The following is a 24,836-nucleotide window of genomic DNA, read 5'->3' as shown; positions in this document are numbered from 1 at the left end:
GTATATCCTCACGCGGCATGGCGCTTGGCGGCGCGAGAAAGAATTGCCTCGGCAGCCTCAGCCTCCGCACGCAGAACCGGCCAATCGGGAACGTCATTGTCCCATTCGACGAGACTTGGCACCGGGCCGATGCGGGTGATCAGTTCCTGGTAGAGGTCCCACACCGGATCCTTGACCGGCGTGTCGTGCGAATCGATGAGGAGAGGGGCGCCGACCTCGTCGACGGTTTCAGAGTGGCCGCTCAGATGTACTTCGCGCACCCACTGGACCGGGAACCGGGAGAGGTAATCACGCGGATTCATCGCGTGGTTGGTCGCGGCGACGAAGACATTGTTGACGTCAAGCAGCAGGCCGCAGCCGGTGCGGGCGACGACCTCATCGAGAAAATCCGTTTCAGCAAGCGTGCTCTCGTGGAAGAGCAGGTAGGTCGCCGGGTTTTCGAGCAGCATCTGCCGCCGGAGAAAGCTCTGCACCTGATCGATGTGCTCGCAGACGCGGGCAAGCGTCTCTCCGGTGTAAGGCAGGGGCAGCAGGTCGTTGAGGAAGACGGTATCGTGCGTCGACCAGGCGAGATGTTCGGAAAAGCTCTCGGGCTCGTAGCGGTCGCAGACGATCTTCAGGCGGGCGAGATGGTCCTTGTCGAGCGGCTGCATCGAGCCGATGGAAAGCCCGACGCCATGGATCGAAAGCGCGTAGTCGTCACGCAGCCGTCCGAGCTGGGCATGCGGTGGGCCTCCGGCGCCCATGTAGTTTTCGGCATGGACCTCGAAGAAGCCGATCGGCTGAGGCGCGGCATTGATCGCGGAAAAATGCTCCGGCTTGAAGCCGACGCCGGCATGTCGAGGGAGTTCTGATGTTTTCATGGCAAACGTCCTTTTCCTTAGCGGGATGCCGAAAAGTGTGCGCGGTTTTCGGGCGACATCCCGCTAAGTTTTTGATTGAGAGGCGGATTCAGATTTCAGGTCGTTTCGACCTGAAATCATCCGGCTCTAGGGGCGGCGGCACCGCCGCAGCTGTGCCGCCTGCCTTTTCGAACCTTGGATCAGACCGGAGCCGGGCCCTGCTTCAGCGTGCCGTGGCCGTTCGGCGTCTGGATCGTTTCGCATGTGCCGGAGGGAACGAGCTTCCAGGAATTCTGCTGGTAGTCCATTTTCGAGGTACCGGCACAAGTCGTACCCGGTCCGGCGGCGCAATCGTTTTGGCCCTTGAGGGCGACGCCGTAGCACTTTTCCTTGGGGGCATCCTGGGCGGAGGCGCTAACGCCGGAAGCCAGCGTCAATGCCGTGGCGAGCGATGCCGCAAGGGCGACTGTGGGAACTTTGGTCATGGTAAACTCCGGATATTGGCTGATTCAGCGGTTTCTGCCGGTTCCGGATCAGGCCGGAGTGAGCGAGCCGTGACCGTGCGGCGTCTTCATGGAGACGCAGGTGCCGGTCGGAACGAGCTTGAAGGAGGCCTTATCGTAGTTCATCGTCGACTTGCCGGCGCAGTCGTGTTTGCCGGCGGCGCAATCGTTCTGGCCCTTCATGGCAACGCCGTAGCATTTTTCCTTGGTATCAGCCGCAAAGGCCGGAGCAGCGACGGATGCGAGCGCGGAAGCGAGCGAACCGGCGAGTGCCAGGGTGATGATGCTGTTTTTCATGGTTCTGTCTCCGTAAGAAAGGCGAGCCGTGAGTGGCTTGCACCGCGGTCTACGGAGCGGCAGCGGCGGATATTACACACCAGCCGAAATTTTTCTCAGCCGCTTGCCGCGACTTGCGCTTTCACTTCTCGGGAAAAGGTGAAAGATACGACTGCCAGCGGTAACGAATCCGGTTGTCCGAACGTAGGGGATGTCGAATGAAACATTCGGCGCGCGAAGAGGAATGGGCGATCTGGATGCGTGCGGCCATGGCCGGTGACACGGAAGCCTACCATCGGTTCCTGTCCGCCGTGACGCCGCATCTGCGTGCCATGGCGCGCCGGCGCTGCGATCAGTTCGGTGCGCCGGCAAGCGAGGCCGAGGATGTGGTTCAGGAAGTGCTGCTGGCGATCCATCTGAAACGCGGGACATGGGATACATCCCGTGCGATCGGTCCGTGGATTTCGACGATCGTGCGCAACAAGCTGATCGACAGCCTGCGCCGGCGCGGCCGGCATGTAAATGTTCCGATCGATGATGTCATCGCGACGCTCGAGGCGGAAGAGCAGGCAAACAGGTTGGATCGGCTCGATGTCGATCATATGTTGGGGCGGCTGAAGGATCCGCAGCGTACCATCGTTCGCTCTATTTCCGTCGAAGGAACGAGCGTGCGGGAGACCGCCGATCGCCTCAGGATGAGTGAAGGCGCTGTCCGCGTGGCGCTTCACCGTGCGTTGAAGGCGCTCGCTGCGCTCTATCGGAGTGAGTTAAGTGAAGACCGATGACCTGATCAACCTTCTGGCGCAGGACGCGCCGGTCCGCTCGCGGCTCGGCCGCACGCTGGCGTTCGCGGTCATCATCGGAATTCTGATATCCGGGATCGTCTTCTTTGCCGGCATTGGCTTTCGCGCGGATATCGCAAGCGCGCTGGAGACCGTCCGGTTTCTCTTCAAGTTCGTCGTGACGATTGCACTCGCCGTCACGGCGACGACCCTCGTCTTCCGGATTGGGCGCCCGGGCGTTGCCTTGAAAGCCTCGTCCTGGGCTCTTTTGGCGGCACCGCTGCTGCTGGCTGCAGCAGTGCTCGTTGAATTGGCGGTGATGCCGGCCGATAGCTGGGCTGCGCGCGTGGTCGGCCACAATTCGCGCTTTTGCCTGACACTCATCCCGCTTCTATCAGTCGGCCCGCTCGCCTGCTTCCTCTTTGCGCTACGCCAGAGTGCACCCGAGAAGCCCGGGATCGCCGGAGCCGTGGCGGGACTCGCGGCGAGCGGCATTGCCGCGACTTTTTATGCCGCCAACTGCAACGATGACAGCCCGCTTTTCGTGGCGCTCTGGTATCCGATCGCGATCGCGATCGTGACGTTCATTGGTTATCTTGCCGGAAGGCGCATTCTGAAATGGTGACTGCAAGCCTGGGTGCCAGCTCCATAAACCAATTCGCCCGCCCGCCCCGCCCTCGATGATGCGGGCGAGCGCAACGGCTGCGGTCAGTTATTTGGCGACATGCCAAACGCCGCCAACGCCTTCGCCGTTCATGTCACCGGGTTTCTTGTCTTCGGCATAGGTGTAAAGCGGCTTGCCTTCATAGGCCCACATTTCCTTTCCATCCGCAGCTTTGACCAGCGACCATTCGCCTGCTGCTTTGGACTTGGCCGCAGCATGGAAGGCTGGCCATTTTTTCAGGCAATTCTTGTCACAGTTGGACTTGTCTTTGGTATCCTTGTCGAATGTGTAAAGCGTCATGCCCTTTTCAGTAGCCATGACCTTACCCATCTTCGTGTCGACCATCTTGGCAGGTTCGGCTGCATAAGCCGAAAGAGCGGTTGCGGCCAACAGCCCAGCAGAGACTAACAGCATTTTCATGATTCTCTCCCATTCGGGAGTGCCGGCGGGAATGCCGGTAGCGCCCGATACAACTCATAAAAACGCCTATCGGGGGGAGCGGTTCCATGCTTTCAGCTAACCTGATGGCGTTACTGATCGCGGGCGAAATTTAGGGGCGATCTCGCCGCTTTCGCCGGAACCTTGAGTTCAATGGCTTCGGTCGTCTGTCTTGGTTCCTAGGAGTCCAATTTCAACGAAAGCTGAACACCGCCCTGTTTAACATAGCTCGGAAGAGGCTTTGTTAGCTCAATCCGCTTCTGCCAGGCGGCACGCCGTTCGAGATCTCGTTCTCTTGCTGCCCGAGACGCGGCGACGAAAGCAAGGGCATTGGCGATAACCTGCTCAGTGTGGGTCATCACAATCTCCATGTTCCTGTTTTGTTCTATATTAGGAGCACGGGAGATAGGTGTCAATACCAGGCAGAGCCGTCGTTGAGGCACCTCTTCTTGTAACCAAAGCCACCAGGAAGGAACAGGCAAGGTGCGGTCACTCGTCTGATCTGCAGATCGCCGATCAGCAGGCTCAGGAATCATTCGGCTGCAATGCTTGCGGATGGTGCAGCCAGCGAATGGCGGGGGCTGGAATGCTCAAGGTGGTTACCGGCCTTTCGGTCACATCAATCGTCTTTTGCGGCGCGATATTCGGATTCTTGCTCACGCTCATCGCGAACGTTCCCATGAACGAAGCATTCTCTGTGGTCGCCGTTCCTGATGACGTCGAGACTGCCCGCGGACTATTCACAATGATGGCAGTTCTGGAACCGGGTGAGAGCGGTCACTTCAGGAATAGCACTCGCCTTTACTGGTTTAGGTCCGGGGGAAATTGTCGTTGGGAACGCCTGGACCCATATGGCTGCGACGGGTCGGATTGTGACCCTCGAGCTATCTTGCAGTATATCGCGTAATCGGAAAATGGCGGGCCGAGAACGACGAAACGGAGAACTACGTCTACGCCATAGCCCTCCATGACCCTCCCAAATAGAGTTGGAGTAGAATGGCAATATAGGGGTGGGGAGCAGTCGATCTGCTTTCGATTATGTGACCAGGAAAAATTCAACACCGTCAGGGTGCAGAAAAGGCGGCCATCAATCAAGTGGGGCGGCCCATGGGCGCCGAAAATCGCTGGCCGGCGATTAGCGCTGGAAAGTGAGGTGGACAGTCCTACTCTCGGCCGTTTCTGCCTTGACGGTGTAGCCCGTCTCCCAACCGCGCAACTCGTCCCAGAGGCGTATGCCCCGCCCCAGCAGAATTGGAGCAATGGCGACATGGAGGCGGTCCACAAGTCCGGCCTTGAGAAAGTCGCGGACAATGGTTGGTCCACCACCTATCCGAACGTCTTTGCCGTTTGCGGCTCTCGCGGCTCGCTGCACCGCATCAACTGGATCCGCCGCGAGGAAGTGAAACGTGGTGCCTCCAGCCATCTCTATGGAAGGCCGCGGCTTATGAGTCAGGACGAATACCGGGACACGGAATGGAGGCTCTTCTCCCCACCAGCCGCGCCAGTTGGGATCGTTGGGGTGAGCGTGAAATCCGAACATGCCGGCGCCAATGATCTCAGCGCCGATATTTGAGAAGTATGCCTGGGCATATTTCTCATCGACGCCGGTGGTGCCTGTTCCGGACGTGTCCTTGAACACGCGCTTACGCACCGTTCGGGTAGCAGCATAAGCAGCAACCAGACGCGGCCAGTCTGCGCCAAACGGATTCTCGGGCGTTTGATCTGTGGTTGTCGCGAAACCGTCCAGGGAAATGTTGAGATCGACACGAACTGCCATTGGCCTCTCCTGATAGTAAGGTATATGCCTTATTAACGTGAGCAAGATACAAAGGCAAGTACCTTATTATCTATTGACCCACGTGTACGATCCGCTTTACCGTGGCGCATGCCCTATCATTCGACCCCTCTCGACCTTGCCTTTCATGCCCTTAGCGACCCGACCCGCCGCGCCGTGGTATCGCGGCTTGCCGAAGGGGAGATGCCTGTCAGCGTTCTGGCCGAGCCCTTCGACATGGCGCTGCCCTCCTTCGCCCAGCATCTCAAAGTGCTGGAGGATTGCGGATTGATCGCCAGCGAAAAGCGCGGGCGCAGCCGCTGGTGCTGGCTGGAGCGGGCGCGCTTCGACGAGGCGGCAAACTGGATGGAAGCGGAGCGGCGACGCTGGGCCGAGCGGCTCGACCGGCTGGAAGCCTATCTGGACAAGGCGGAAGGGAATGACGATGGAAAAGCTGTTTGAGAACTGGTCGCTCGATCGCGAAATCGTTCTGGTCAAGGTGCTGAAGCATCCGCGCCGAAAGGTCTTCGCCGCCTGGATGAACCCGGAAGCGCTGGCACAATGGTATGGCCCGGCTGGCCTCAGCATTGAGAACCATGAGGCTGACATTCGTGAGGGCGGGGTATGGCGCTTCGACATGGTGGGCGAGTTCGATGGCCAGCAGCAGCGCTTGCCCAATCTGATGCGCTTCCTGAAGATCGTGCCCAACGAACTGATCGTGGTGGACTATGGCACTCCGGAGCCTGACGACCCCGAACGCTTCTACATGATCATTACTTTCGATGAGCAGGCCGACGGCAAGACCGTGCTGACCATGCGCCAGCTTCACCCCAGCCGCGAGCGGCGGAAGGCGGTCATCGATTTCGGCGCGGTGGAATATGGGCTGCAGACGCTGGACGGCCTTGCTGCCTGGCTAGATGGTTGAACGCTGCCCATTTGGAGGTTGGCGGTGGTCGGCATAGTACCGTGATCGATCGTTTTCAGGACTTTGCGGCCCAAGCCCGGACGACCGCAACGAAGTCGTAAACCGTCGTTATCGCGCTAAGTTTGTTTGTAAACGCCTGACCAAGATTCTTCGGGCTGTAGCGTAGAATTGGCGAGTTTCTATGCCGCTTGGTGGGTGTGCGGTGATTGGGCGGCAATATCGCGCCATAAAGGACAACCGGCGGTGAATGGCGGACAGAGAGGGATTCGAACCCTCGGTACGCTTTCACGTACACACGCGTTCCAGGCGTGCGCCTTCAACCACTCGGCCACCTGTCCTTTGACGGTTCGTTCGCTGAAGAAGCAAACCGCCGGAACGGCCGCGATATATACCGATGAATTTTTGAGGATCAACCGAAATCTAACAGTTTTTTGACTTCTTTGCATAAAACTGCCGTTGCTTCTTCCATTGTGCTCCGGGCTGGGGCTCACTATCTAATATAGAGGCTGGAGACGGCGCCGCCGACGGGTCAAAACCGGCGGAATGGCGTTTCGGAGGGTGTGATGCGTTTCTTGTTGCGTCTGGGTAGCCTTGTCGCGCTTGCGGTCGCCGTGATCGCCGGGACGGTTGATTCGATCCAGTCGATGGCGGCGTCTGCCGTCATGATGACCTCCTTTGGTGATGCCTGGGAGGAGTTGAGTCCATCCACGCTTTCTGCTGTGCAGTCGTCGATCTCCTACTATATTCATCCGCGCTTCTATGACGTCGCCATAAAGTGGTTCCTGCTTCAGCCGGCCTTCGCGGTATTTCTTGTCTTTTCGCTGCTTCTGTGGATGGTGGCTTACAAGAAACCGCCGGTGGCGGGCCGCTTCTCCGTTTGACGCCATGACCGGGCCGGTGGTTTCAACTCACGAGGAAGCCATCGTCTCGTCACTCCGCCCAAGCCGCGCCATCCTCCGCAAATTCGGCTTTCCAGCGGCCAATTTGCCGAAAAGGATTGATGCTGCAAATCTTTACCACCTGAAAAATTTCTGGTGAATTTTTCCTGGAGCCATGCAAGGATGCGTGCAGTCAGGCGTCCGAGGGGAGGCCTGATGGTTCCGCAGACATGCCTGCATTAACAAAGGCGTGCGGGAGGACCCAACAAGATCATAGCAACAGGGCTGCACAATGAAAAAATCCCTTCTTACTCTCCTTGCCATGGCCGCCATGTCGGCGACGGCGCTTGCGGCGGATATCAAGCCCGCGCTCGTCTATGGCACCGGCGGGAAGTTCGATAAATCCTTCAACGAGGCAGCTTACAACGGCGCTGAGAAGTTCAAAGCTGAAACCGGCATCGCCTATCGCGACTTCGAGCCGACGGGTGACACCCAGGGTGAGCAGGCCATCCGCAATTTTGCAAGCCGCGGTTACAACCCCGTTGTCGCCGTGTCCTTCGCCTGGACGTCCGCCATCGAAAAGGTTGCCGCTGAATATCCGGATACGAAATTCATCATCGTCGACGCCGTCGTCGACAAACCGAATGTTCGTTCAGTCGTCTACAAGGAAGAGGAAGGCTCCTACCTCGTCGGCGTGCTCGCCGGCATGGCATCGAAGACAGGCAAGGTTGGCTTCGTTGGCGGCATGGACATTCCCCTGATCCGCAAGTTCGAATGCGGCTACGAGCAGGGCGCGCGCGCCGCAAAGTCGGATATCGAAGTCTTCCAGAACATGACGGGCACCACGGGTGCTGCCTGGAACGATCCGGTGCGTGGCGGCGAACTGACCAAGAACCAGATCGACCAGGGCGCAGACGTCATTTACGCGGCTGCCGGCGCGACCGGTCTCGGCGTCCTGCAGACGGCTGCCGACAACCAGAAGCTCTCGATCGGCGTCGACTCCAACCAGAACCATCTGCATCCAGGCTCGGTTCTGACTTCGATGGTCAAGCGCGTCGACCTCGCCGTCTACAATGCCTATTCCGACATGAAGAACGACAAGTTCACGCCCGGCGTTCAGGCGCTTGGCGTCAAGGAGGATGGCGTCACCTGGGCATTTGATGACAACAACAAGCCACTGATCACGCCTGAGATGCAGGCTGCCGTCGAAAAGGCAAAGGCGGACATCATTGCCGGCACCATCAAGGTCCACGATTACATGACGGACAATTCCTGCCCGAAGTGATAGAGGGCTAAAGATCGGGCGCACGGCGGAAGAACTTCGCCATGCGCCCTTTTCTTATCTGCAGTAATTCCAGGAAAAGTGCGCAGCGGTTTTCCGTTCGGAATTGCGCAGAAACAAAAGCAAGTCCAGGAAAAGTGTGAAGCGGTTTTCCGTTCGGAATTGCGCAAAACTAAAGGTTAGGGCGGTTCTGCGCTTCCATAAAAAGCTGAGCCGCTCTGGAGCCGTCCGCTGGAGCCTGCCGTGAGCCAACCGCCCGCCATCGAACTCATTGGTATCGATAAGAAATTCGGTACTGTCCATGCCAACAAGGACATTAATCTGACCGTCGCCAAAGGCACGATCCATGGGATCATCGGCGAAAACGGTGCCGGCAAATCGACCCTGATGTCGATCATCTACGGCTTCTACCATGCCGATAGCGGCGAGATCCGCGTCAACGGCAATCCCGTCGCCATTCGCGATAGCCAGGCGGCGATCGCCGCCGGCATCGGGATGGTTCACCAGCATTTCATGCTGGTCGACAATTTCACCGTCCTGGAAAACATCATGCTCGGCGCTGAAGGCGGAGCGCTGCTTGCCAGGGGCGTGGCTTCAGCGCGTGCGGAGCTGCGGCGGCTGGAGCAGGATTACGGGTTGGAAGTCAATCCCGACGCTCTGATCGAGGAGTTGCCGGTCGGCCTGCAGCAGCGCGTCGAGATCCTGAAGGCCATGTATCGCGGCGCCGAAATCCTCATTCTCGACGAGCCGACCGGGGTGCTGACACCGGCCGAAGCCGATCACCTTTTCAGGATCCTCGGCGTGCTGCGCGATCAGGGCAAGACCGTGATCCTCATCACGCACAAGCTGCGTGAGATCATGGCCATTACCGATACCGTCTCGGTCATGCGTCGCGGCGAAATGGTGGCGACACGCAAGACCGCGGAAACGACTGTCGAGGAATTGGCCGAGCTGATGGTCGGTCGCCGCGTGCTTCTGCGAGTGCAGAAAGGCGCCGGCCGTCCCGGCGAGACCGTCCTTTCCGTCAGGAATCTTACCGTCACGGACAATCGCGGCGTTACCATGGTGGACAACGTCTCCTTCGACGTGCGTGCCGGCGAAATCGTTGGCATCGCCGGTGTCGCGGGCAACGGCCAGTCGGAGCTACTCGAGGCGATCGCCGGCATCCGCAAGCCGGCCGCGGGTGAGATCCTCCTCGACGGGCAGTCGATCGAAAGGGCCGATCCCGCCCGCCTGCGCGAACTTGGCCTCGCCCATATTCCGGAGGACCGGCACCATATGGGTCTCGTGCTGAAGTTCGAGGAATATGAAAATGCGATGCTCGGCTATCATCGCGATCCGAAATATGGCCAAGGCCTGCTTCTCGATCTGGAAGCGATCCGCAAGGACGCCATGCAAAAGATCGAGAAATACGATATCCGGCCGCCGAATGCGCGCCTGAAGACTGCCAATTTCTCCGGCGGCAACCAGCAGAAGATCGTTGTCGCCCGCGAGATCGAGCGCGATCCGAAGATGCTGATCATCGGACAGCCGACGCGCGGCGTCGATATCGGCGCCATCGAATTCATCCACCGCCGCATCATCGATATGCGCGACGCCGGCAAGGCGATCCTGCTGGTCTCCGTCGAGCTCGATGAGATTCGCGCGCTTTCCGACCGTATCCTCGTCATGTTCGCCGGCCATATCGTCGGCGAGAAGACGGCCGATGCCGGCGAACAGACCCTCGGCCTGATGATGGCCGGCATTGCGGCATGAGGCCCTGATGAGCACCGCTTCCGTACCGCTTCCCAACTGGATCAATTACGGTCTGATTCCACTCCTCAATCTTTTGGTTGCCTTCCTGATCTCCGGCTTCGTCGTCTGGCTGATCGGTGAAAATCCCTTGGACGCGCTTGTGCTCCTGCTGCAGGGTGCGCTCGGACGCGGTGAAGGCATCGGCTTCACCCTGTTCTATGCGACGAGCTTCATCTTCACCGGCCTTTCTGTCGCGGTTGCGATCCATACCGGTCTCTTCAACATCGGCTCGGAAGGGCAGGCCTATCTCGGCGGCCTCGGCTGCGCGCTCGTGGCGCTCGCTCTCGACAACTACGTGCCGTGGTATGTCACCATGCCTTTTGCCGTGATCGGCGCTGCGGTCTTCGGCGCGGCCTGGGCCCTCATTCCCGCCTGGCTGCAGGCCAAACGCGGCAGTCACATCGTCATCACGACGATCATGTTCAACTATATCGCCGCTGCCCTGATGGTCTATCTGCTGGTGCACGTGCTGATCGTGCCAGGCAAGATGGCGCCGGAAACCCGGACCTTCCTCGAAGGCGGCCAATTGCCGAAGCTCGATTGGCTGTTGGCGCTGTTCGGGTTGAGGCTCGGTGCTGCTCCCTTCAACGTGTCGTTCCTGATTGCGCTGGTGATGTGTTTCCTCGTCTGGCTCCTGATCTGGCGCACCAAGCTTGGCTTCGAGATGCGCACGCTCGGCGTCAGCCCGACGGCAGCCGTCTATGCCGGCGTTCCCTATGTTCGAACCGTCATCGTCGCCATGCTGATATCGGGCGGGCTTGCCGGCATGATGGCGCTCAATCCCGTGATGGGTGCTTCCGCAAGATTGCAGGTTGAATTCGTTGGCGGTGCCGGCTTTGTCGGTATTGCAGTCTCCCTGATGGGGCGCAACCATCCGATCGGCATCATCCTTGCCGCCATCCTGTTTGGCGTTCTCTACCAGGGCGGCGCCGAGCTTTCCTTCGACATGCCGAACATCACGCGCGAAATGATCCTGGTGATTCAGGGTCTGGTGATCCTCTTTGCCGGGGCACTGGAATATATGTTCAGGCCGGCGCTCGTGCGCGTCTACCAGCAGTTCGCAACGGCGTAAGGGGCGACGGATGGAATTCTACGATATCTTCATCAGCATTCTCGGCTCGACCATCCGCCTGTCGATACCTCTGATCTTCACTGCGCTCGCGGGTCTCTTTTCCGAGCGTGCCGGCGTTTTCGACATCGGGCTCGAGGGCAAGATGCTGGCATCCGCCTTCGCGTCCGCCTGCGTCGCGTATGTCTCGGGTTCCGCCTGGCTCGGCCTCCTTGCCGGCATCCTGTGTTCGATGGCACTGAGCCTCGTCCATGGATTCGCCTCGATTACCAATCGCGGCAATCAGATCGTCTCGGGCGTCGCCATCAATTTCTTTGTCGCCGGTATCACCATCGTGCTCGGCCAGGCCTGGTTCGGGCAGGGTGGGCGGACACCGCAACTGCCGGGTGGAGCGCGATTTGCGCCGATTATTCTGCCGGGCGCCGATACGCTGCGTGGCGTTCCGATCATCGGGCCGCTCTATGCCAACATGATCTCGGGCAACAATCTTCTGACCTACCTGGCGTTCCTCGCGGTGCCGCTGTCCTGGTGGATCCTCTACCGTACGCGCTTCGGCCTGCGTCTCAGGGCGGTCGGAGAAAATCCGGGGGCGGTGGACACCGCCGGCATCTCAGTCTCGTGGCTGCGTTACCGCGCCGTCCTCTGTGCCGGCATTCTTTGTGGCTTCTCCGGGACCTATCTTGCGATCGCCCAGTCGGCCGCCTTCATCAAGGACATGTCCGCCGGAAAGGGCTATATTGCGTTGGCCGCTCTCGTTTTCGCCAAATGGAAGCCGGTGCCGGTGATGTTTGCTTGCCTGCTATTCGGTTTCCTCGACGCCTTCTCGAATTTCATGCAGGGCAAGTCCGTGCCGCTGATCGGCGAGGTGCCGGTTCAAATCTTCCAGGCTCTGCCCTATGTTCTGACCTGCATCCTGCTGGCAGGCTTCATCGGCGTCGCCATACCGCCGAAGGCGGGTGGTGTCCCCTATACCAAGGAGCGTTGATCGGATGTCTCATGATCTTTTCGAAGCGGCCCGCAAGGCAATGAGCTTCGCCCATGCGCCCTATTCTAAATTCCCGGTCGGGGCGGCAATTCGCGCTGAGGACGGAAGGATATATAGCGGCGCCAATATCGAGAACGTGTCCTTCCCGCAGGGCTGGTGCGCCGAGCCGACCGCAATCGGCGCCATGATCATGGGCGGCGCGAAGAAGATCGTCGAGATGGCGGTGATTGCCGAGAAATTGCCGCTCTGCCCGCCCTGCGGCGGCTGCCGCCAGAAGATTGCCGAATTTGCCGGCAAGGACACAAAGATCTATCTCTGCGACGAGGTCGGCGTGAAGAAAACCATGACGATGGACGAGCTTCTGCCTTTCAGTTTCCAAACCGAGATCCTCGGATGACTGGTGTCAGCGATCTTCTTGTCGAGCGGCTCGGCGCACTTGCGCCGCGCTATGGCATTGTCCTCGGCTCCGGCCTGGGCTCGCTTGTCGACGAACTGTCGGAGCCGGTTCGTATTGCTTATGCCGAGTTGCCGGGTTTTCCCGTGAGCGCGGTATCCGGCCATGCGGGCGAGGTTGTCGCGGGACATCTCGGCGATGTGCCTGTCATCATGCTTTCCGGACGCGCGCACTATTATGAAAAGGGCGCTGCCGGCGCCATGCGCGTTCCCATCGAGGCAATGAAAGACCTCGGCGTTGAGAGCCTGATTCTCACGAATTCGGCTGGTTCACTGCGCGAAGAAGTGCCGCCCGGCTCGGTGATGCAGATCACGGATCATATCAATTTTTCCGGCACGAATCCGCTGATTGGCGAAGAGGGCGATAAGCGTTTTGTCGGCATGACGAGCGCTTACGATACCGACTTGATCATGCGCATGCGCAAGGCGGCTGAAAAGGTCGACATCAAGCTTCCGCATGGCGTCTATATGTGGTTTTCCGGCCCGAGCTTCGAAACGCCGGCCGAAATCCGCATGGCGCGGATATTGGGGGCCGATGCCGTCGGCATGTCGACGGTGCCCGAAGTCATACTCGCACGGCAATTCGGCCTCAGGGTTGCCGCAGCGTCCGTTATCACCAATTATGGAGCTGGCATGACCGGCGCCGAGCTCAGCCACGAGGAGACGAAGGATATGGCACCGGTCGGCGGCGCCCGGCTCGCCGCTATTCTCAAGGAAATGATTGCTGGCGGAGGAAGCGATAATGAATAGTCATTCGATACGGGAGACGGCCGCCGTCGCCCTGTCCCTGCTTGATCTTACCAATCTCAAGGATGATTGCACCGAAGCGCAGATCGATGCTCTCTGCGCGCGCGCCCAGACGCCGTACGGCAATAGCGCTGCTATCTGCATCTGGCCCCGTTTCGTCGCCCGCGCCCGTGAGGTGCTCGGCTCCGGCCATCCGGTACGGATCGCGACCGTCGTCAATTTCCCCTCCGGCGATATGGAGGTCGCCGACGTTGCCGCAGAGACGCGTGAGGCGATTGCCGACGGCGCCGATGAGATCGATCTTGTCATTCCCTATCATGCGCTACTCGCCGGAGACGAAAAGGCGGTGACCAAGATGGTGAGTGGCGTTCGCGCCGAATGCGCCGCGCCCGTTCTCTTGAAGGTGATTCTGGAAACCGGCGAATTGAAGGATGCCGCATTGATCCGACGTGCCTCAGAGCTTGCGATCGAAGCGGGAGCGGATTTCATCAAGACGTCGACCGGCAAAGTGGCGGTCAATGCGACGCTCGAAGCTGCCGATATCATGCTCCGTGCTATCAGGGAGAGTGGCCGCAAGGTTGGTTTCAAGCCGGCAGGCGGGGTAAGCACGGTCGCCAGCGCCTCGCTCTATCTCAGCCTCGCCGAAACCATCATGGCCCCTGACTGGGCGATGCCGTCGACCTTCCGCTTCGGCGCCTCGGGGCTGCTGGAGGATATCCTTGCCATTCTCGGTGGTGGCCAATCGGTCGCCGCTTCCTCCGGATACTGAGGACATGATCCCCCACGAGATCATCCGCCGGAAGCGCGACGGCGAGATCTTGTCCGAAAAGGAAATCGAGACTTTCATTTCCGCCCTGGCGAAGGAAGAGATATCCGACGGCCAGGTGGCTGCTTTTGCCATGGCTGTCTGGTTCCGCGGAATGACGCGCGACGAGACGGTGGCTTTGACACTTGCGATGGCGAGGTCGGGCGAGACGCTATCCTGGGCCGGCGTTGACAGACCTGTCGCCGATAAACACTCGACCGGCGGCGTCGGCGACAATGTCTCCCTCATGCTGGCGCCGATTGCGGCGGCCTGCGGTCTGGCCGTTCCGATGATCTCCGGCCGCGGTCTGGGCCATACGGGGGGTACCCTCGACAAGCTGGAATCGATCCCCGGTTACAGGATCCATCCCGATGAGGCCCTCTTTCGGCGAACGGTCAGGGAGGCGGGCTGCGCCATCATCGGCCAGACGACGACGCTCGCACCTGCGGACCGCAGGCTCTATGCGGTGCGCGACGTGACGGCGACAGTCGATTCCATGCCGCTGATTACCGCATCCATCCTTTCCAAGAAGCTCGCAGCCGGCCTGCACAGCCTCGTGCTCGACGTGAAGACGGGCAATGGCGCCTTCCTGACCGATCCGAAGGAAACGGAAGACCTGGCCCGTTCCCTGGTCGAGGTCGCCAATGGCGCAGGTGTGCGAACCTCCGCCCTGATCACCGATATGAGCGAGCCCCTGGCCGATGCTGCGGGCAATGCCGTCGAAGTCCGTATCTGCCTCGATTTTCTGGCCGGCAGGAAAAAGGAAACCCGGCTCGAAGCCGTCGTTCTGGCGTTGGCTGCGGAAATGCTTGTGCAGGCCGGTATCGCCGCCTCTGTCTCGGAAGGTGAAAAGATGGCGCAGGACGCACTCTCGACGGGACGCGCCGCAGAGACTTTCTCACACATGGTCCGTCTCCTCGGAGGACCGGCAGACCTTATCGAAAACCCCGATCGCTACCTCGCCAGGGCTCCCGTAGAGCAAGCTATCCCGGCGCCTCGTGACGGCTGGCTGGTGCATTGCGACACCCGCGCCATCGGCATGAGCGTGATTGCATTAGGAGGGGGGCGTCGCCATCCCGATGATCGCATCGATTACCGCGTCGGCTTCAGCGGCTTTCTGCCGCTTGGCACCTATGTTCATAAGGGTGATCCGATCGCCTTCGTGCACGCTGCCGCTGCTTCTGCAGCGGAAAGGGCAGCGGCGGCAATTATCGCAGCCTACAAAATCGGGGACGCGGCGCCCGAGTTGCCGCCGCTGATAGTTGGGCAGCTCTGACGCGACCTTTACTGCTTGAGGTTGAGCGTGCCGTCGATGACGCTGTAGGAGGCGAGCTTTTTCAGAAAACTCACGCCGACAAGCGTCTCGCTAAGTGCTTCGTCCCTTGACACCATTGCGTCGACATTGCGAACCCGGATGGTGCCGATCTCGATCCGATCGAGCTTGATATGAGCAACCTTCGCCTGTCCGTTCGCAGTATTCACCGTGTAGCGAAAATCGAGTTGATTGCCGCTGTATCCAAGTCGTCGGGCCAGACTCTCATTGATGGCAACATAGGTCGCGCCCGTATCGATGACACCACGGACGGGTTTGCCGTTGAATTTGAAATCACCGAAATAATGGCCCTGCGCATCGGCTCTCAGGCGCATGCTGCCCTGAGGCAGAGCGACCTGCGCGGCTCTCTCAGAAACGGAGCTGTTTGCGATAGCACCCGACGCCTCAGCGGGCTGCTCGTCCTTCTCGAACAGAGCCGGAACCTGTGTTGCCAGCACAGCCGCGAGGCTCGCGAAAATGACAATGCGCACGAGCATGGGACGGATCCTTCCTGCAATCCTGCGTGATGCAGGGCCGAAACGACCCGATTCCTAAGCGATAAACTGCTGAAAACTCCCTAATATCCAGCCTCAAATGTCATCGTTCGGTCCGACGCGTGCAAGACGCTGAAACTCTGGTAAAGGATTCCTTACGTAAAGGCTGTCGCGACAAGCTTTATGCCGTTGTTTTCATGCGTATCGTTGCCGCAAGACCGCTGCACACTTTTGCGCGACATACGTTATTTCGTGCCGTACATACGGTCACCCGCATCGCCGAGGCCCGGAACGATGTAGCCCTTTTCATTCAGATGACTGTCGATCGCGGCGGTAAAGACCTGCACGTCCGGATGCGCTTCGCGGAAGTGCTTGATCCCTTCGGGTGCCGCCAGCAGGCAAAGGAAACGGATATTGCGGGCACCGCGTTGCTTCAGCTTGTCGATCGCCGCAATCGAGGAATTGCCCGTGGCGAGCATAGGATCGACGACGATGATGAGCCGTTCGGAAATGTCCTCCGGCGCCTTGAAATAGTATTCGACAGGCTGCAGCGTTTCGTGATCGCGATAGACGCCGATATGGGAGACCCGGGCGGAAGGCACGAGATCGAGCATGCCTTCGAGAAGTCCGTTGCCCGCCCGCAGGATGGAGGCGAAGACGAGCTTCTTGCCTTCCAGGATCGGTGCCTGCATCTCCTGCAGGGGCGTCTCGATCGTTTCCATCGTCAACTCGAGATCGCGCGTCACCTCATAGCAGAGCAGTGTGGAAATCTCTCTCAGCAACCGTCGAAAGCTTCCGGTCGACGTCTCCTTGCGCCGCATGATCGTCAGCTTGTGCTGCACAAGCGGGTGGTCGATGACCGTAACACCGTCCATGGAATATCAGCCTCTCGGTAATTTCGTCTTTGTTGACGTTCTTTCATGGAATTCGGTCTGACCGCAAGGGGAGAGGCACATTTGTCCTTGTCATCCCGAATGCCAGTCTCGCCTCGGATCAGAGCCGGGTAAGAAGTGCTGCCCGCGTCGGCTCGTCGATGAAGGCCGCCTCGATGGCCGTGCGCGTGATACTGTCGATATCTGCGTCGCTAAGGCCGAAAGTCTTCGACGCCAACTCGTATTCGCGCATCAGGGACGTGTGGAAGAAAGGCGGGTCGTCGGAATTGAGCGTAACGCGCACACCGGCATTAAGCAGCGCCGGAAGCGGATGTGTGTCAAAATCCGGAAAGACGTTGAGGGCGATATTCGAGCCGGGGCAGACTTCAAGCACCGTGCCCAGATCGGCGAGCCGCCTGACCAGATCGCGATCCTCGATGGCGCGCACGCCATGGCCGATGCGTGACGGACGGACCACGTCCAATGCCTCAGTGACGCTGAAAGCGCCGCAGACTTCACCGGCATGGATTGTAAGGCCGAGCCCCGCTTCACGGGCGATGTCGAAGGCACGGGCATAGTCGGCGACCCGGCCCATGCGTTCCTCTCCGGCAAGATTGAAACCGGTGATCAGCGGATTGCCGGCTTTCGCAGCATATTCCGCTGCGCGGACGACGCTCTCCGGCCCGAAATGGCGTTCTCCCGTCACGATCAGCCGCGCCTCGATGCCTGTCTTCTCCTTCGCCGAGATGATTCCGGCTGAGACGCCGGCGATGTAGGCATCCGCGCCAAGCCCGATGCGGTTGCCATGATCGGGTGAAACGATGAGTTCGCTGTAGATCGTGCCGATATCTGCGAGCTCCGTCAGATAGGCTTCGGTAAGCAGGACATAGTCTTCCTCTGTCCGGTAGACTTCGGAGACCTTGTCATAGCATTCGAGAAAGCTGGCGAAATCGTGCCAGAGATAGATGCCGTCACGCATGAAGCCGCTGGTGTCGACACCATATTTGCGCGCCTGGCTTGCGGTCAGCGCCGGCGGAGCCGCACCCTCCAGGTGACAGTGCAATTCAACCTTCTTCAGATGTGATGTCACAGAAAACTGCTCCCATGTCTGCCGACGGCAATTCCGAGATGCTGCGCAACCGTTTCGCCGATATCCGCATAGGTCGGGCGGATTCCGATCCCCTTGGATCGCAGCCCCGGCCCGTAGGCGATGATCGGCACGCGCTCGCGGGTGTGATCGGTACCGCGCCATGTGGGATCGCAGCCGTGGTCGGCCGTCAGGATAACCAGATCTCCGGGCCGCAGCTTGCGATGCACTTCCGGCAGGCGCGCGTCGAAGGCCTCGAGTGCTGCCGCATAGCCGGCCACATCGCGCCTGTGTCCATAGACCATGTCGAAATCGACGAAGTTGGTGAAGACAAGGTCGCCACTTTCCGCCGTTTCCATGGCCGCAAGGGTCGCATCCATCAACGCCATGTTCCCATTCGCCTTGACCACGCGCGTAATCCCCTGATGGGCGAAGATGTCGCCGATCTTGCCCACAGCGTGTACTTTCCGCTCGGCGGCGATCAGCCGGTCAAGCAGTGTCGGCTCCGGTGGTGGAACGGAAAAGTCGCGCCGATTGCCGGTGCGCGCAAAGGTTGATGCCGTCTCTCCGATGAAGGGCCGTGCGATGACTCGGCCGATATTATAGGAATCGAGAACGGCACGCACGACCTGGCAGAGCGTCAGCAGCCGCTCGAGCCCGAAATAGGTCTCATGAGCGGCAATCTGAAAGACGGAATCCGACGACGTGTAGCAGATCGGCTTGCCGGTGCGGATATGCTCCTCGCCGTGCTTGGCGATGATGTCCGTCCCGGAGGCGTGACAATTTCCGAGAATGCCCGGGATATCTGCCGCCTGGCAGATGGTCTCCACCAGTTCCGGCGAAAATGCGTCGCCTTCGGTGGGAAAGTAACCCCAGTCGAACATGACCGGCGTCCCGGCGATCTCCCAATGCCCAGAGGGTGTATCTTTGCCGCGCGACACTTCGTCGGCGCAGCCGTAAAGCCCGTAGATTCGCTCCGGCAGCGCCATGCCGTCCGGATAGCGACCGGATGCCATCTTGGCGACCTGCATGAGGCCGAGGGCCGACATGTTGGGGAGCGTCAGCGGTCCGGAACGCAGACCGGCCCGGTCACCGGCGCCCGCCGCGCAGAACTCGGCGATATGACCGAGCGTATCGGCGCCCTGATCGCCATAGGCGGCCGCATCGCGGCCACCGCCGACGCCGAAGGAATCAAGAACGAAGAGAAAGGCGCGTGCCATTTTCCACCCGATGCGAATGCCGACCGCGACGATTGTTATAGTGCGGTTGCTGATTCAGCATCCCTTATACGGGTCGTTCTCGCTTGGCAATTTTATGGCTTCAGTCGGCACTTTATGTGGAGACGATTGGGCTCAACAATTGCCGCACGTGACGGAATCCCCCGTGCGCTGGCGATAGAAGAAATCGCGTTTGATGGTAATGTTTCCATCGGGCAGGAAACCGGGAGCAAATGCGAATAGATCATAGGGGATGAGGAGTTCTGATCGCACGAGGAAGGTGTTGGCCTTTTTCATTTCGTCAGGGACCGTTACAGCGCTGTTGACCGGATAGGGTGTCGTGACTGTTCCATCCTTCGGATCATCTTTGGTGTTTTCGTTGTCCTTCCAGCCCCAGGACCAGGCCACTTTGGCATTGGCCGAGTTATCGATCGTGATCCCGGTTATATTCAACGTTAGCTTGTCGGTGCGGTAGGGAGCAAAAATGCTGCGGGCTACCGACGGCATCTCGGCCAGGTAGGTTTTGTCGACGCTTGTCTGTTGCGTGACGATATCGGCCACGGTACCGGAGGCCCGTGTCGCGCGTTTTGCCATGCTGAAGCCAACGGTCGCTCCAACCGCGCCGAAATAGAGCATCAGGAGCACGGGTACGAGCAGCGCAAATTCTATTGCGCCAATTCCTTGACGATCGCTCAAAAAGCGCTTGGATATCGTCCGCATGCGCAGGCCGATCCCGTTTCCGGCGATCAGCCAGCGGTGCACAATCGATGTTCCCTTCAAAAACCGTAAATCACACGTCTTCATCAGGGATATTGCTCGTTCTGGAAGACTGCCGTGGCGACGATGAGAAAGTCCGTCGGCATGGTACCGTCGGCGGGCCGGATATTGGTGATGTAGGGGCGGATCAGATCGGTGATGATCGGCCATCTGTAATAGGCCCTCACCATGTTGATCGTCCCCTTTCCGCCGGGGACGAATTTGAAATCGGTCGTTTTCAGGTCGGAGAAAGGATCCGTCGGCACCAACCTGGGTATGTCCGTCGGGACATCCGAAAATTTGCTGTATGTTTCGACGTCGAGATAGAGCTTGCTCGGCGTCGCAAGTTCGTTTTCCGAACACGTGATCAGGATCGAGATCTCGTCACAGAAGGCCTGGCGGAACTGTTCCCCTGTTGTATTTGCTGCCGTGATCTGCCCGATGCGCAGCCTCCGTCCCATGGTATCGACCGCATTGGAAACAAGCTGTTCTGCCGCAAAGGCAACGAATGTTTCAAAGATCGCGAAGATGATCATGAAATAGGGAATGGCGAGCAGCGCGAATTCGATCGCCGCGGCGCCGTCGCGCGAACGTACGAAACGGCGCATCCCCCTCCGCCCTGGCAGCCTGCCAGACATGGCGCCGCCCACATCACTATGATCCGCTGCCATCATCCATTTCCGACGTGTCTGCTGACCTCATATATCGGGCAGGAATCTTGATTTTTCGTTTCGCCGGCACGTGCAATTTAAGAAAACAGCACGATCATCCGCAATGCAGTGGGATTAGGAACCGCTGGCCGCGGCGGCGGCATCATCCTCGGTGCTGTTCTGTTGCGTGTGCTGCTCGCAATTAGGTGTGCAGGACAGAACCGAACGCTGCGTTTGACGATAGACGCGGACCGTATTGCCCTCATCGATCGAAACCAGGATCCGTTCGTCGAGGATCGCATTGCCGTCTATATCGAGAAGAACGAGATTGGTGGCGCCGAAGCTGCGCCCCGTGAGCACGATGGTTTTCGGATCGGCGACGGTTGCGTCGGCGATCTTCGCATTGCCGATGATGACCTTGCTGACTGGTCGGTCGAGCTTGAGAACGCGTGCGTGATCCATATAGACGCGCATCATGTCTTCCTGCGCTTCGATCTCTGATCCACCGAGACACGAAATGGCAACGACACAGGCAAGAAAGGCGGTTCTGCCGCGTGTTGACATTTTTGACCCCTTGCTTCTCGGAAACGACGCGCGTCTAGGATGGAAAAGAATAGTGAACGAACCGTTAAGTGGTTCAAAAACGGGCAGTTTGTGCCGTCCTGCATCATTGGCGAGGTCTTTGATTGGAGGCTTCCGTAGCATAATGAAGCCTGTTTTGCGCCGTTGCTTTCGACTGTAAATCAGGCCGCGTCAAAACTGCAGCAAGTTTTTGGTAAAACCATTAGATAAACGTAAACTATACCAGATGCATTGAGGCACTAAGAAAGAAGTAACCATCTTCCTTAAGCGCGTAGAAACAGCCTTTCGTTAGCTTTTGCGCATCCGATCAACGGCAACGGTTGGCGGGCGTGCTGAACCATAACTGGAGTATGATACTACCATGACGAAGCTTTTCTCGCGTTTTCTGAAAGATGAGTCCGGTGCGACCGCGATCGAATATGGCCTGATCGCAGCCCTGATCTCCGTCGCCCTCATCGCTGGCGCATCGACCCTCGGCAATGCTTTGAATGACCAGTTCGACAATCTCTCGAAAGAGTTGAACTTCACGTCCACTAAACCATAATTAAGCTGGCGCGGGGCATTCTCGTAGCGTCATAAAACCGCCTTGGCATAAGGCGGTTTTGTTGCTTTCCAGGTGCAGAAGATAACATCATGGTCGGTCTGACTTCCATCAGATGCTTGTGCTGGAGAACTCCGTGGTTGAAGCCGCAGCATTCGTGATCTTCCCTTTATGCCTTGCGATCGCGGCTTTTTCGGATCTGTTGACGATGACGATCCCGAACCGTGCGTCTCTGATCTTGGCGGCATCGTTTCTTCTTCTTGCACCCGTGCTTGGCCTGAGCCTGTCCGCGATCGGCATGCACCTTCTCGGCGCAGCTATCGTGTTTTCGATCTGCTTTGCGCTGTTTGCAGCAAACGTCATGGGCGGAGGCGATGCCAAGCTATTGAGTGCGGCGGCACTCTGGTTCGGCTTTGGCCAGCCGCTCTTAGTTTTCGTCGTCAATGTCGGGTTTATCGGCGGCTTGATTACCCTTCTTATTTTGGCGTTGCGTGGAAGCTCCAATACTATTCTGGCGACGGGATTGCCCGTACCGAACTCGCTTCTTCTTGCCAAGAAAATCCCCTACGGCCTCGCAATTGCAATCGGCGGATTCCTGGCTTACCCATCCTCGCCTCTGCTGCTCGCTGCGCTGGAAAGATTGCACTAGGTAGAAAGCGATTTTAGCTTTCGGTTAACTAGAATTGTAAGTCTATCATTAACCATAATTACACCAATTCCTGACCATTCTGCGGGGACAGATTTTGAGTCCTCGAGGAATGTTCGATGAAGCCCGCCCGCATAATGATTCTCGCAGTCGCCGTCGTTACGGCCGGGCTCGCCGGGCTTCTTGCGATGCGTCTGGCAGGGCGCAATGTCGTTCCTCAGGTCAAGGAGATCGTCGAAAAGGAGCCCACGATCAACATCCTGGTCTCAAAGGCCAACCTCCCCGTCGGCGCGCGCCTCAATGACGATGCCATGCAATGGACCGCCTGGCCGAAGGATAGTGTCGTCAAGGGATTCATCACCGATACGGACCAGCCAGACGCGCTGAAGGACATGCAAGGCGCCGTGGTCCGCCTGCCGATCTTCGAGGGAGAGCCCATTCGGCCGGAAAAGGTTGCCGATTCCAGCAGCAGGATCATGTCGGCGCTTCTGCCGGCCGGCAAACGCGCTGTCGCAACGGAGATATCGGTCGCGACCGGCGCCGGCGGCTTCATTCTTCCGAACGACCGCGTCGACGTGATCATGGTCCGAAAGGGCGATGGCGAAAAATATATCACCGAGACGGTGCTGAGCAACGTTCGCGTCCTCGCTATCGACCAGCAGATCGAGGAAAAGGAAGACGGCTCGAAAGCCGCTGTCGGCACCACGGCGACGCTGGAGCTGACCCCTGACCAGACCAAGGTTCTCGCCGTCGCCCAGCAGATGGCCGACCGGCTTTCGCTTGCGCTGCGTTCCGTCGCCGACGCGAGGGAACAGGACACCGTTGCCGCCGACTATCTTCTGAGCGGGGATAACGGCAGCGCGATCGTCCAGGTCATCAAGTCCGGAAAGATCGTCGGTGGCGATCAGGCGAAGGCGCAGTAAAGGAAACGGCACGATGTGCGTATTAAATAAAATCACCGGATCCTTGCTGACGACCTGCCTTTCAGTCTCGCTCGCCTTCTGCGGACTCCCGATTCTTCCCATGGACGCCTATGCGGGCTCCGACAGCGTGATCCAGATTGCGCAGACGGGTCCCGGCGCCCACCGGCGCCTGAAACTTGGCCTCAACAAGGCGCTGGTCGTCGATCTGCCGACGGATGCGCACGATATCCTCGTCTCGGACCCCTCCATGGCCGACGCCGTGACGCGGACCTCGCGGCGCATCTATCTTTTCGGCAAGAAGGTCGGACAGACCAACATTTTCATCTTCGGCGCAGACGGACGGGAAATCGTCAGCCTCGATCTAGCGGTTGAGCGCGACGTTACGGGGCTGCAGGCCAATCTCAAGCGCTTCATTCCGAACTCCGATATCTCGGTCGAGATCGTCTCCGACAACATCGTTCTGACCGGGACGGTGCAGACGCCCCAGGATTCGACCCAGGCGGAAAAATTGGCCTTCGCCTTCCTCAAGGGCGGCGAGGCGACGACAAGAACCGAAACGGCCTCGGGTACCGGCGGTGATAGCGCTGTCGCATTGTTTGCCGAAGCCCGACAGACATCCCAGATTGTCAACTTGTTGACGATCCAGGGAGAAGACCAGGTGACGCTGAAGGTCACCGTCGCCGAGGTCAAACGCCAGGTCCTGAAGCAGCTTGGCTTCGACCACCTGCTCACCAATTCCTCTGGTCTGGCTATCGCGCAGCTGGGCGATCATGCGGATGACACGGCAACCGCAATCGTTGGCGGCGGCATTGGCGCCCTCTTTACGAACTCGATCGGAAAGTATGATCTTTCCACCTATATCAGCGCGATGGAGCAGGCGAAGGTGATCCGCACGCTTGCTGAACCGACGCTGACGGCGATATCCGGCCAGAGCGCCACCTTCAATTCCGGCGGCCAGGTTCTCTATTCCTCGACGGATGACGACGGCAAGGTCGTGCTGACACCCTATGATTACGGTATCAATCTCGCCTTTACCCCCGTCGTGCTTTCCTCGGGCAGGATCAGCCTTAGAATTCAGACACAGGTGTCTGAACCCATGGCCGGCACGGAAGGTGCGACATACAACCGGCGATCGGCGGAAACCTCGGTGGAATTGCCTTCGGGCGGCTCCATCGCGCTTGCCGGCCTGCTGAGCGATAACGTCCAGCAGAACACCAACGGTACGCCGGGCGTGAACAAGATCCCGATCCTCGGCACGCTGTTCCGCCAGAAGGCCTATCAGCGCGACGAGAGCGAACTGGTCATCATCGCGACCCCCTATCTCGTGCGACCGGTGGCGCGAAACGCCATTGCCCGTCCGGACGATAATTTCAGCCCTGAAAACGATGCCGCGACCTTCTTCCTGGATCGGGTGAACAAGATCTATGGACGCAGGGAGGCGCCCGTCGCGAACGCGCAGTTCCACGGGACAGTCGGCTTCATCTACAAATGAGGAAAGATGGAGAGATGACGAGCGCCGTATCACATCAAAGAAAAAGA

31 protein-coding genes and 1 tRNA gene are annotated in these 24,836 nt (G+C 59.0%); 17 read left to right on the top strand and 15 right to left on the bottom strand.

Annotated elements, in window-relative coordinates; genetic code table 11:
• Window positions 1–8: 8 nt before the first annotated feature.
• The 3 genes from AAE029_RS23580 to AAE029_RS23570 all read right to left on the bottom strand — a co-directional run bounded on the left by AAE029_RS23580 (window position 9) and on the right by AAE029_RS23570 (window position 1,642).
• Window positions 9–863, bottom strand: coding sequence for a DUF692 domain-containing protein (locus AAE029_RS23580; protein ID WP_371075333.1), 855 nt, complete (start codon window positions 861–863; stop codon window positions 9–11).
• A 179-nt stretch (window positions 864–1,042) separates the two neighbouring features.
• A complete protein-coding gene (locus AAE029_RS23575) occupies window positions 1,043–1,327 on the bottom strand; it encodes a DUF2282 domain-containing protein (RefSeq protein ID WP_371075332.1) in 285 nt (94 codons plus the stop codon).
• Window positions 1,328–1,375: 48 nt separating this feature from the next.
• Window positions 1,376–1,642, bottom strand: coding sequence for a DUF2282 domain-containing protein (locus AAE029_RS23570; protein ID WP_371075331.1), 267 nt, complete (start codon window positions 1,640–1,642; stop codon window positions 1,376–1,378).
• Between the two features lie 197 nt (window positions 1,643–1,839).
• Here AAE029_RS23570 and AAE029_RS23565 point away from each other — a divergent pair, with 197 nt between their 5' ends.
• Window positions 1,840–2,406 carry a sigma-70 family RNA polymerase sigma factor gene (locus tag AAE029_RS23565; protein ID WP_371075330.1) on the top strand — a complete coding sequence of 189 codons (567 nt, stop codon included), beginning with the start codon at window positions 1,840–1,842 and terminating at the stop codon, window positions 2,404–2,406.
• A complete protein-coding gene (locus AAE029_RS23560; protein ID WP_371075329.1) occupies window positions 2,393–3,028 on the top strand; it encodes an NrsF family protein in 636 nt (211 codons plus the stop codon). Before AAE029_RS23565 ends, AAE029_RS23560 begins: the two co-directional genes overlap by 14 nt.
• 87 nt (window positions 3,029–3,115) lie before the next feature.
• Here the strand turns inward: AAE029_RS23560 and AAE029_RS23555 are convergent, their stop codons facing one another.
• The 4 genes from AAE029_RS23555 to AAE029_RS23540 form a co-directional block, all read right to left on the bottom strand.
• Window positions 3,116–3,487, bottom strand: a complete 372-nt coding sequence (locus tag AAE029_RS23555) for a hypothetical protein (RefSeq protein ID WP_371075328.1) — start codon at window positions 3,485–3,487, stop codon at window positions 3,116–3,118.
• Window positions 3,488–3,684: 197 nt separating this feature from the next.
• Complete coding sequence (locus AAE029_RS23550) at window positions 3,685–3,870, bottom strand: hypothetical protein (protein WP_371075475.1); 186 nt, start codon at window positions 3,868–3,870, stop codon at window positions 3,685–3,687.
• 160 nt (window positions 3,871–4,030) lie between these two features.
• Window positions 4,031–4,186, bottom strand: coding sequence for a hypothetical protein (locus tag AAE029_RS23545; protein WP_371075327.1), 156 nt, complete (start codon window positions 4,184–4,186; stop codon window positions 4,031–4,033).
• Window positions 4,187–4,640: 454 nt separating this feature from the next.
• Window positions 4,641–5,282, bottom strand: a complete 642-nt coding sequence (locus AAE029_RS23540) for a dihydrofolate reductase family protein (RefSeq protein WP_371075326.1) — start codon at window positions 5,280–5,282, stop codon at window positions 4,641–4,643.
• A 108-nt stretch (window positions 5,283–5,390) separates the two neighbouring features.
• On the opposite strand from AAE029_RS23540, the gene AAE029_RS23535 reads away from it, so the two are divergent.
• Together AAE029_RS23535 and AAE029_RS23530 are read left to right on the top strand one after the other, a co-directional pair.
• Complete coding sequence (locus tag AAE029_RS23535; RefSeq protein WP_371075325.1) at window positions 5,391–5,741, top strand: ArsR/SmtB family transcription factor; 351 nt, start codon at window positions 5,391–5,393, stop codon at window positions 5,739–5,741.
• On the top strand, window positions 5,725–6,204 hold the full coding sequence (locus tag AAE029_RS23530) for an SRPBCC family protein (protein WP_371075324.1): 480 nt from the start codon (window positions 5,725–5,727) through the stop codon (window positions 6,202–6,204). The genes AAE029_RS23535 and AAE029_RS23530 overlap by 17 nt, the downstream gene beginning before the upstream one ends.
• Before the next feature lie 248 nt (window positions 6,205–6,452).
• On the opposite strand, the gene AAE029_RS23525 is transcribed toward AAE029_RS23530, so the two are convergent.
• Window positions 6,453–6,542: transfer RNA gene (locus tag AAE029_RS23525), tRNA-Ser, on the bottom strand.
• A 225-nt stretch (window positions 6,543–6,767) separates the two neighbouring features.
• Between AAE029_RS23525 and AAE029_RS23520 the strand changes: the two genes are divergently transcribed.
• The 9 genes from AAE029_RS23520 to deoA all read left to right on the top strand — a co-directional run bounded on the left by AAE029_RS23520 (window position 6,768) and on the right by deoA (window position 15,493).
• A complete protein-coding gene (locus tag AAE029_RS23520) occupies window positions 6,768–7,085 on the top strand; it encodes a hypothetical protein (RefSeq protein ID WP_371075323.1) in 318 nt (105 codons plus the stop codon).
• A gap of 289 nt (window positions 7,086–7,374) precedes the next feature.
• Window positions 7,375–8,367 carry a BMP family protein gene (locus tag AAE029_RS23515; protein WP_371075322.1) on the top strand — a complete coding sequence of 331 codons (993 nt, stop codon included), beginning with the start codon at window positions 7,375–7,377 and terminating at the stop codon, window positions 8,365–8,367.
• Window positions 8,368–8,607: 240 nt separating this feature from the next.
• Window positions 8,608–10,119 (top strand): ABC transporter ATP-binding protein, encoded by a 1,512-nt coding sequence (locus AAE029_RS23510; protein ID WP_371075321.1) that lies wholly within the window; start codon window positions 8,608–8,610, stop codon window positions 10,117–10,119.
• Window positions 10,120–10,126: 7 nt separating this feature from the next.
• Entirely contained in the window at window positions 10,127–11,230 is a 1,104-nt protein-coding gene (locus AAE029_RS23505) for an ABC transporter permease (RefSeq protein WP_371075320.1), read from the top strand.
• Window positions 11,231–11,240: 10 nt separating this feature from the next.
• Complete coding sequence (locus AAE029_RS23500; RefSeq protein WP_371075319.1) at window positions 11,241–12,212, top strand: ABC transporter permease; 972 nt, start codon at window positions 11,241–11,243, stop codon at window positions 12,210–12,212.
• A gap of 4 nt (window positions 12,213–12,216) precedes the next feature.
• A complete protein-coding gene (locus AAE029_RS23495) occupies window positions 12,217–12,609 on the top strand; it encodes a cytidine deaminase (protein WP_371075318.1) in 393 nt (130 codons plus the stop codon).
• Window positions 12,606–13,415, top strand: a complete 810-nt coding sequence (locus AAE029_RS23490; RefSeq protein ID WP_371075317.1) for a purine-nucleoside phosphorylase — start codon at window positions 12,606–12,608, stop codon at window positions 13,413–13,415. The genes AAE029_RS23495 and AAE029_RS23490 overlap by 4 nt, the downstream gene beginning before the upstream one ends.
• Complete coding sequence (gene deoC / locus AAE029_RS23485) at window positions 13,408–14,181, top strand: deoxyribose-phosphate aldolase (protein WP_371075316.1); 774 nt, start codon at window positions 13,408–13,410, stop codon at window positions 14,179–14,181. The genes AAE029_RS23490 and deoC overlap by 8 nt, the downstream gene beginning before the upstream one ends.
• Before the next feature lie 4 nt (window positions 14,182–14,185).
• Complete coding sequence (gene deoA / locus AAE029_RS23480; RefSeq protein ID WP_371075315.1) at window positions 14,186–15,493, top strand: thymidine phosphorylase; 1,308 nt, start codon at window positions 14,186–14,188, stop codon at window positions 15,491–15,493.
• 8 nt (window positions 15,494–15,501) lie between these two features.
• On the opposite strand, the gene AAE029_RS23475 is transcribed toward deoA, so the two are convergent.
• The 7 genes from AAE029_RS23475 to AAE029_RS23445 form a co-directional block, all read right to left on the bottom strand.
• Window positions 15,502–16,026 carry a TIGR02281 family clan AA aspartic protease gene (locus AAE029_RS23475; RefSeq protein ID WP_371075314.1) on the bottom strand — a complete coding sequence of 175 codons (525 nt, stop codon included), beginning with the start codon at window positions 16,024–16,026 and terminating at the stop codon, window positions 15,502–15,504.
• A 242-nt stretch (window positions 16,027–16,268) separates the two neighbouring features.
• On the bottom strand, window positions 16,269–16,898 hold the full coding sequence (gene upp / locus AAE029_RS23470) for a uracil phosphoribosyltransferase (RefSeq protein WP_371075313.1): 630 nt from the start codon (window positions 16,896–16,898) through the stop codon (window positions 16,269–16,271).
• A gap of 118 nt (window positions 16,899–17,016) precedes the next feature.
• Complete coding sequence (locus AAE029_RS23465; protein WP_371075312.1) at window positions 17,017–17,985, bottom strand: adenosine deaminase; 969 nt, start codon at window positions 17,983–17,985, stop codon at window positions 17,017–17,019.
• On the bottom strand, window positions 17,982–19,202 hold the full coding sequence (locus tag AAE029_RS23460) for a phosphopentomutase (RefSeq protein ID WP_371075311.1): 1,221 nt from the start codon (window positions 19,200–19,202) through the stop codon (window positions 17,982–17,984). The genes AAE029_RS23465 and AAE029_RS23460 overlap by 4 nt, the downstream gene beginning before the upstream one ends.
• 132 nt (window positions 19,203–19,334) lie before the next feature.
• Window positions 19,335–19,919: a TadE/TadG family type IV pilus assembly protein gene (locus AAE029_RS23455; RefSeq protein ID WP_371075474.1), complete on the bottom strand. Its 585-nt coding sequence runs from the start codon at window positions 19,917–19,919 to the stop codon at window positions 19,335–19,337.
• A gap of 83 nt (window positions 19,920–20,002) precedes the next feature.
• Window positions 20,003–20,563, bottom strand: coding sequence for a TadE/TadG family type IV pilus assembly protein (locus tag AAE029_RS23450; protein WP_371075310.1), 561 nt, complete (start codon window positions 20,561–20,563; stop codon window positions 20,003–20,005).
• Window positions 20,564–20,740: 177 nt separating this feature from the next.
• Window positions 20,741–21,169 (bottom strand): pilus assembly protein N-terminal domain-containing protein, encoded by a 429-nt coding sequence (locus AAE029_RS23445; RefSeq protein ID WP_371075309.1) that lies wholly within the window; start codon window positions 21,167–21,169, stop codon window positions 20,741–20,743.
• A 379-nt stretch (window positions 21,170–21,548) separates the two neighbouring features.
• Here AAE029_RS23445 and AAE029_RS23440 point away from each other — a divergent pair, with 379 nt between their 5' ends.
• The 4 genes from AAE029_RS23440 to AAE029_RS23425 all read left to right on the top strand — a co-directional run bounded on the left by AAE029_RS23440 (window position 21,549) and on the right by AAE029_RS23425 (window position 24,789).
• Complete coding sequence (locus AAE029_RS23440; protein ID WP_371075308.1) at window positions 21,549–21,731, top strand: Flp family type IVb pilin; 183 nt, start codon at window positions 21,549–21,551, stop codon at window positions 21,729–21,731.
• A gap of 133 nt (window positions 21,732–21,864) precedes the next feature.
• Entirely contained in the window at window positions 21,865–22,377 is a 513-nt protein-coding gene (locus AAE029_RS23435) for a prepilin peptidase (protein WP_371075307.1), read from the top strand.
• A 116-nt stretch (window positions 22,378–22,493) separates the two neighbouring features.
• Window positions 22,494–23,297, top strand: a complete 804-nt coding sequence (gene cpaB / locus AAE029_RS23430) for a Flp pilus assembly protein CpaB (RefSeq protein ID WP_371075306.1) — start codon at window positions 22,494–22,496, stop codon at window positions 23,295–23,297.
• Window positions 23,298–23,310: 13 nt separating this feature from the next.
• The gene (locus AAE029_RS23425) at window positions 23,311–24,789 is read left to right on the top strand and encodes a type II and III secretion system protein family protein (protein ID WP_371075305.1); all 1,479 of its coding nucleotides are present in this window, start codon (window positions 23,311–23,313) and stop codon (window positions 24,787–24,789) included.
• Window positions 24,790–24,836: the final 47 nt, after the last annotated feature.

Source organism: Sinorhizobium sp. CB7, from assembly GCF_041357635.1.
Lineage (GTDB): Bacteria > Pseudomonadota > Alphaproteobacteria > Rhizobiales > Rhizobiaceae > Rhizobium.
The sequence above is the reverse complement of the archived record's forward strand: the minus strand, read 5'-3'. Positions and strand labels throughout refer to the sequence as shown.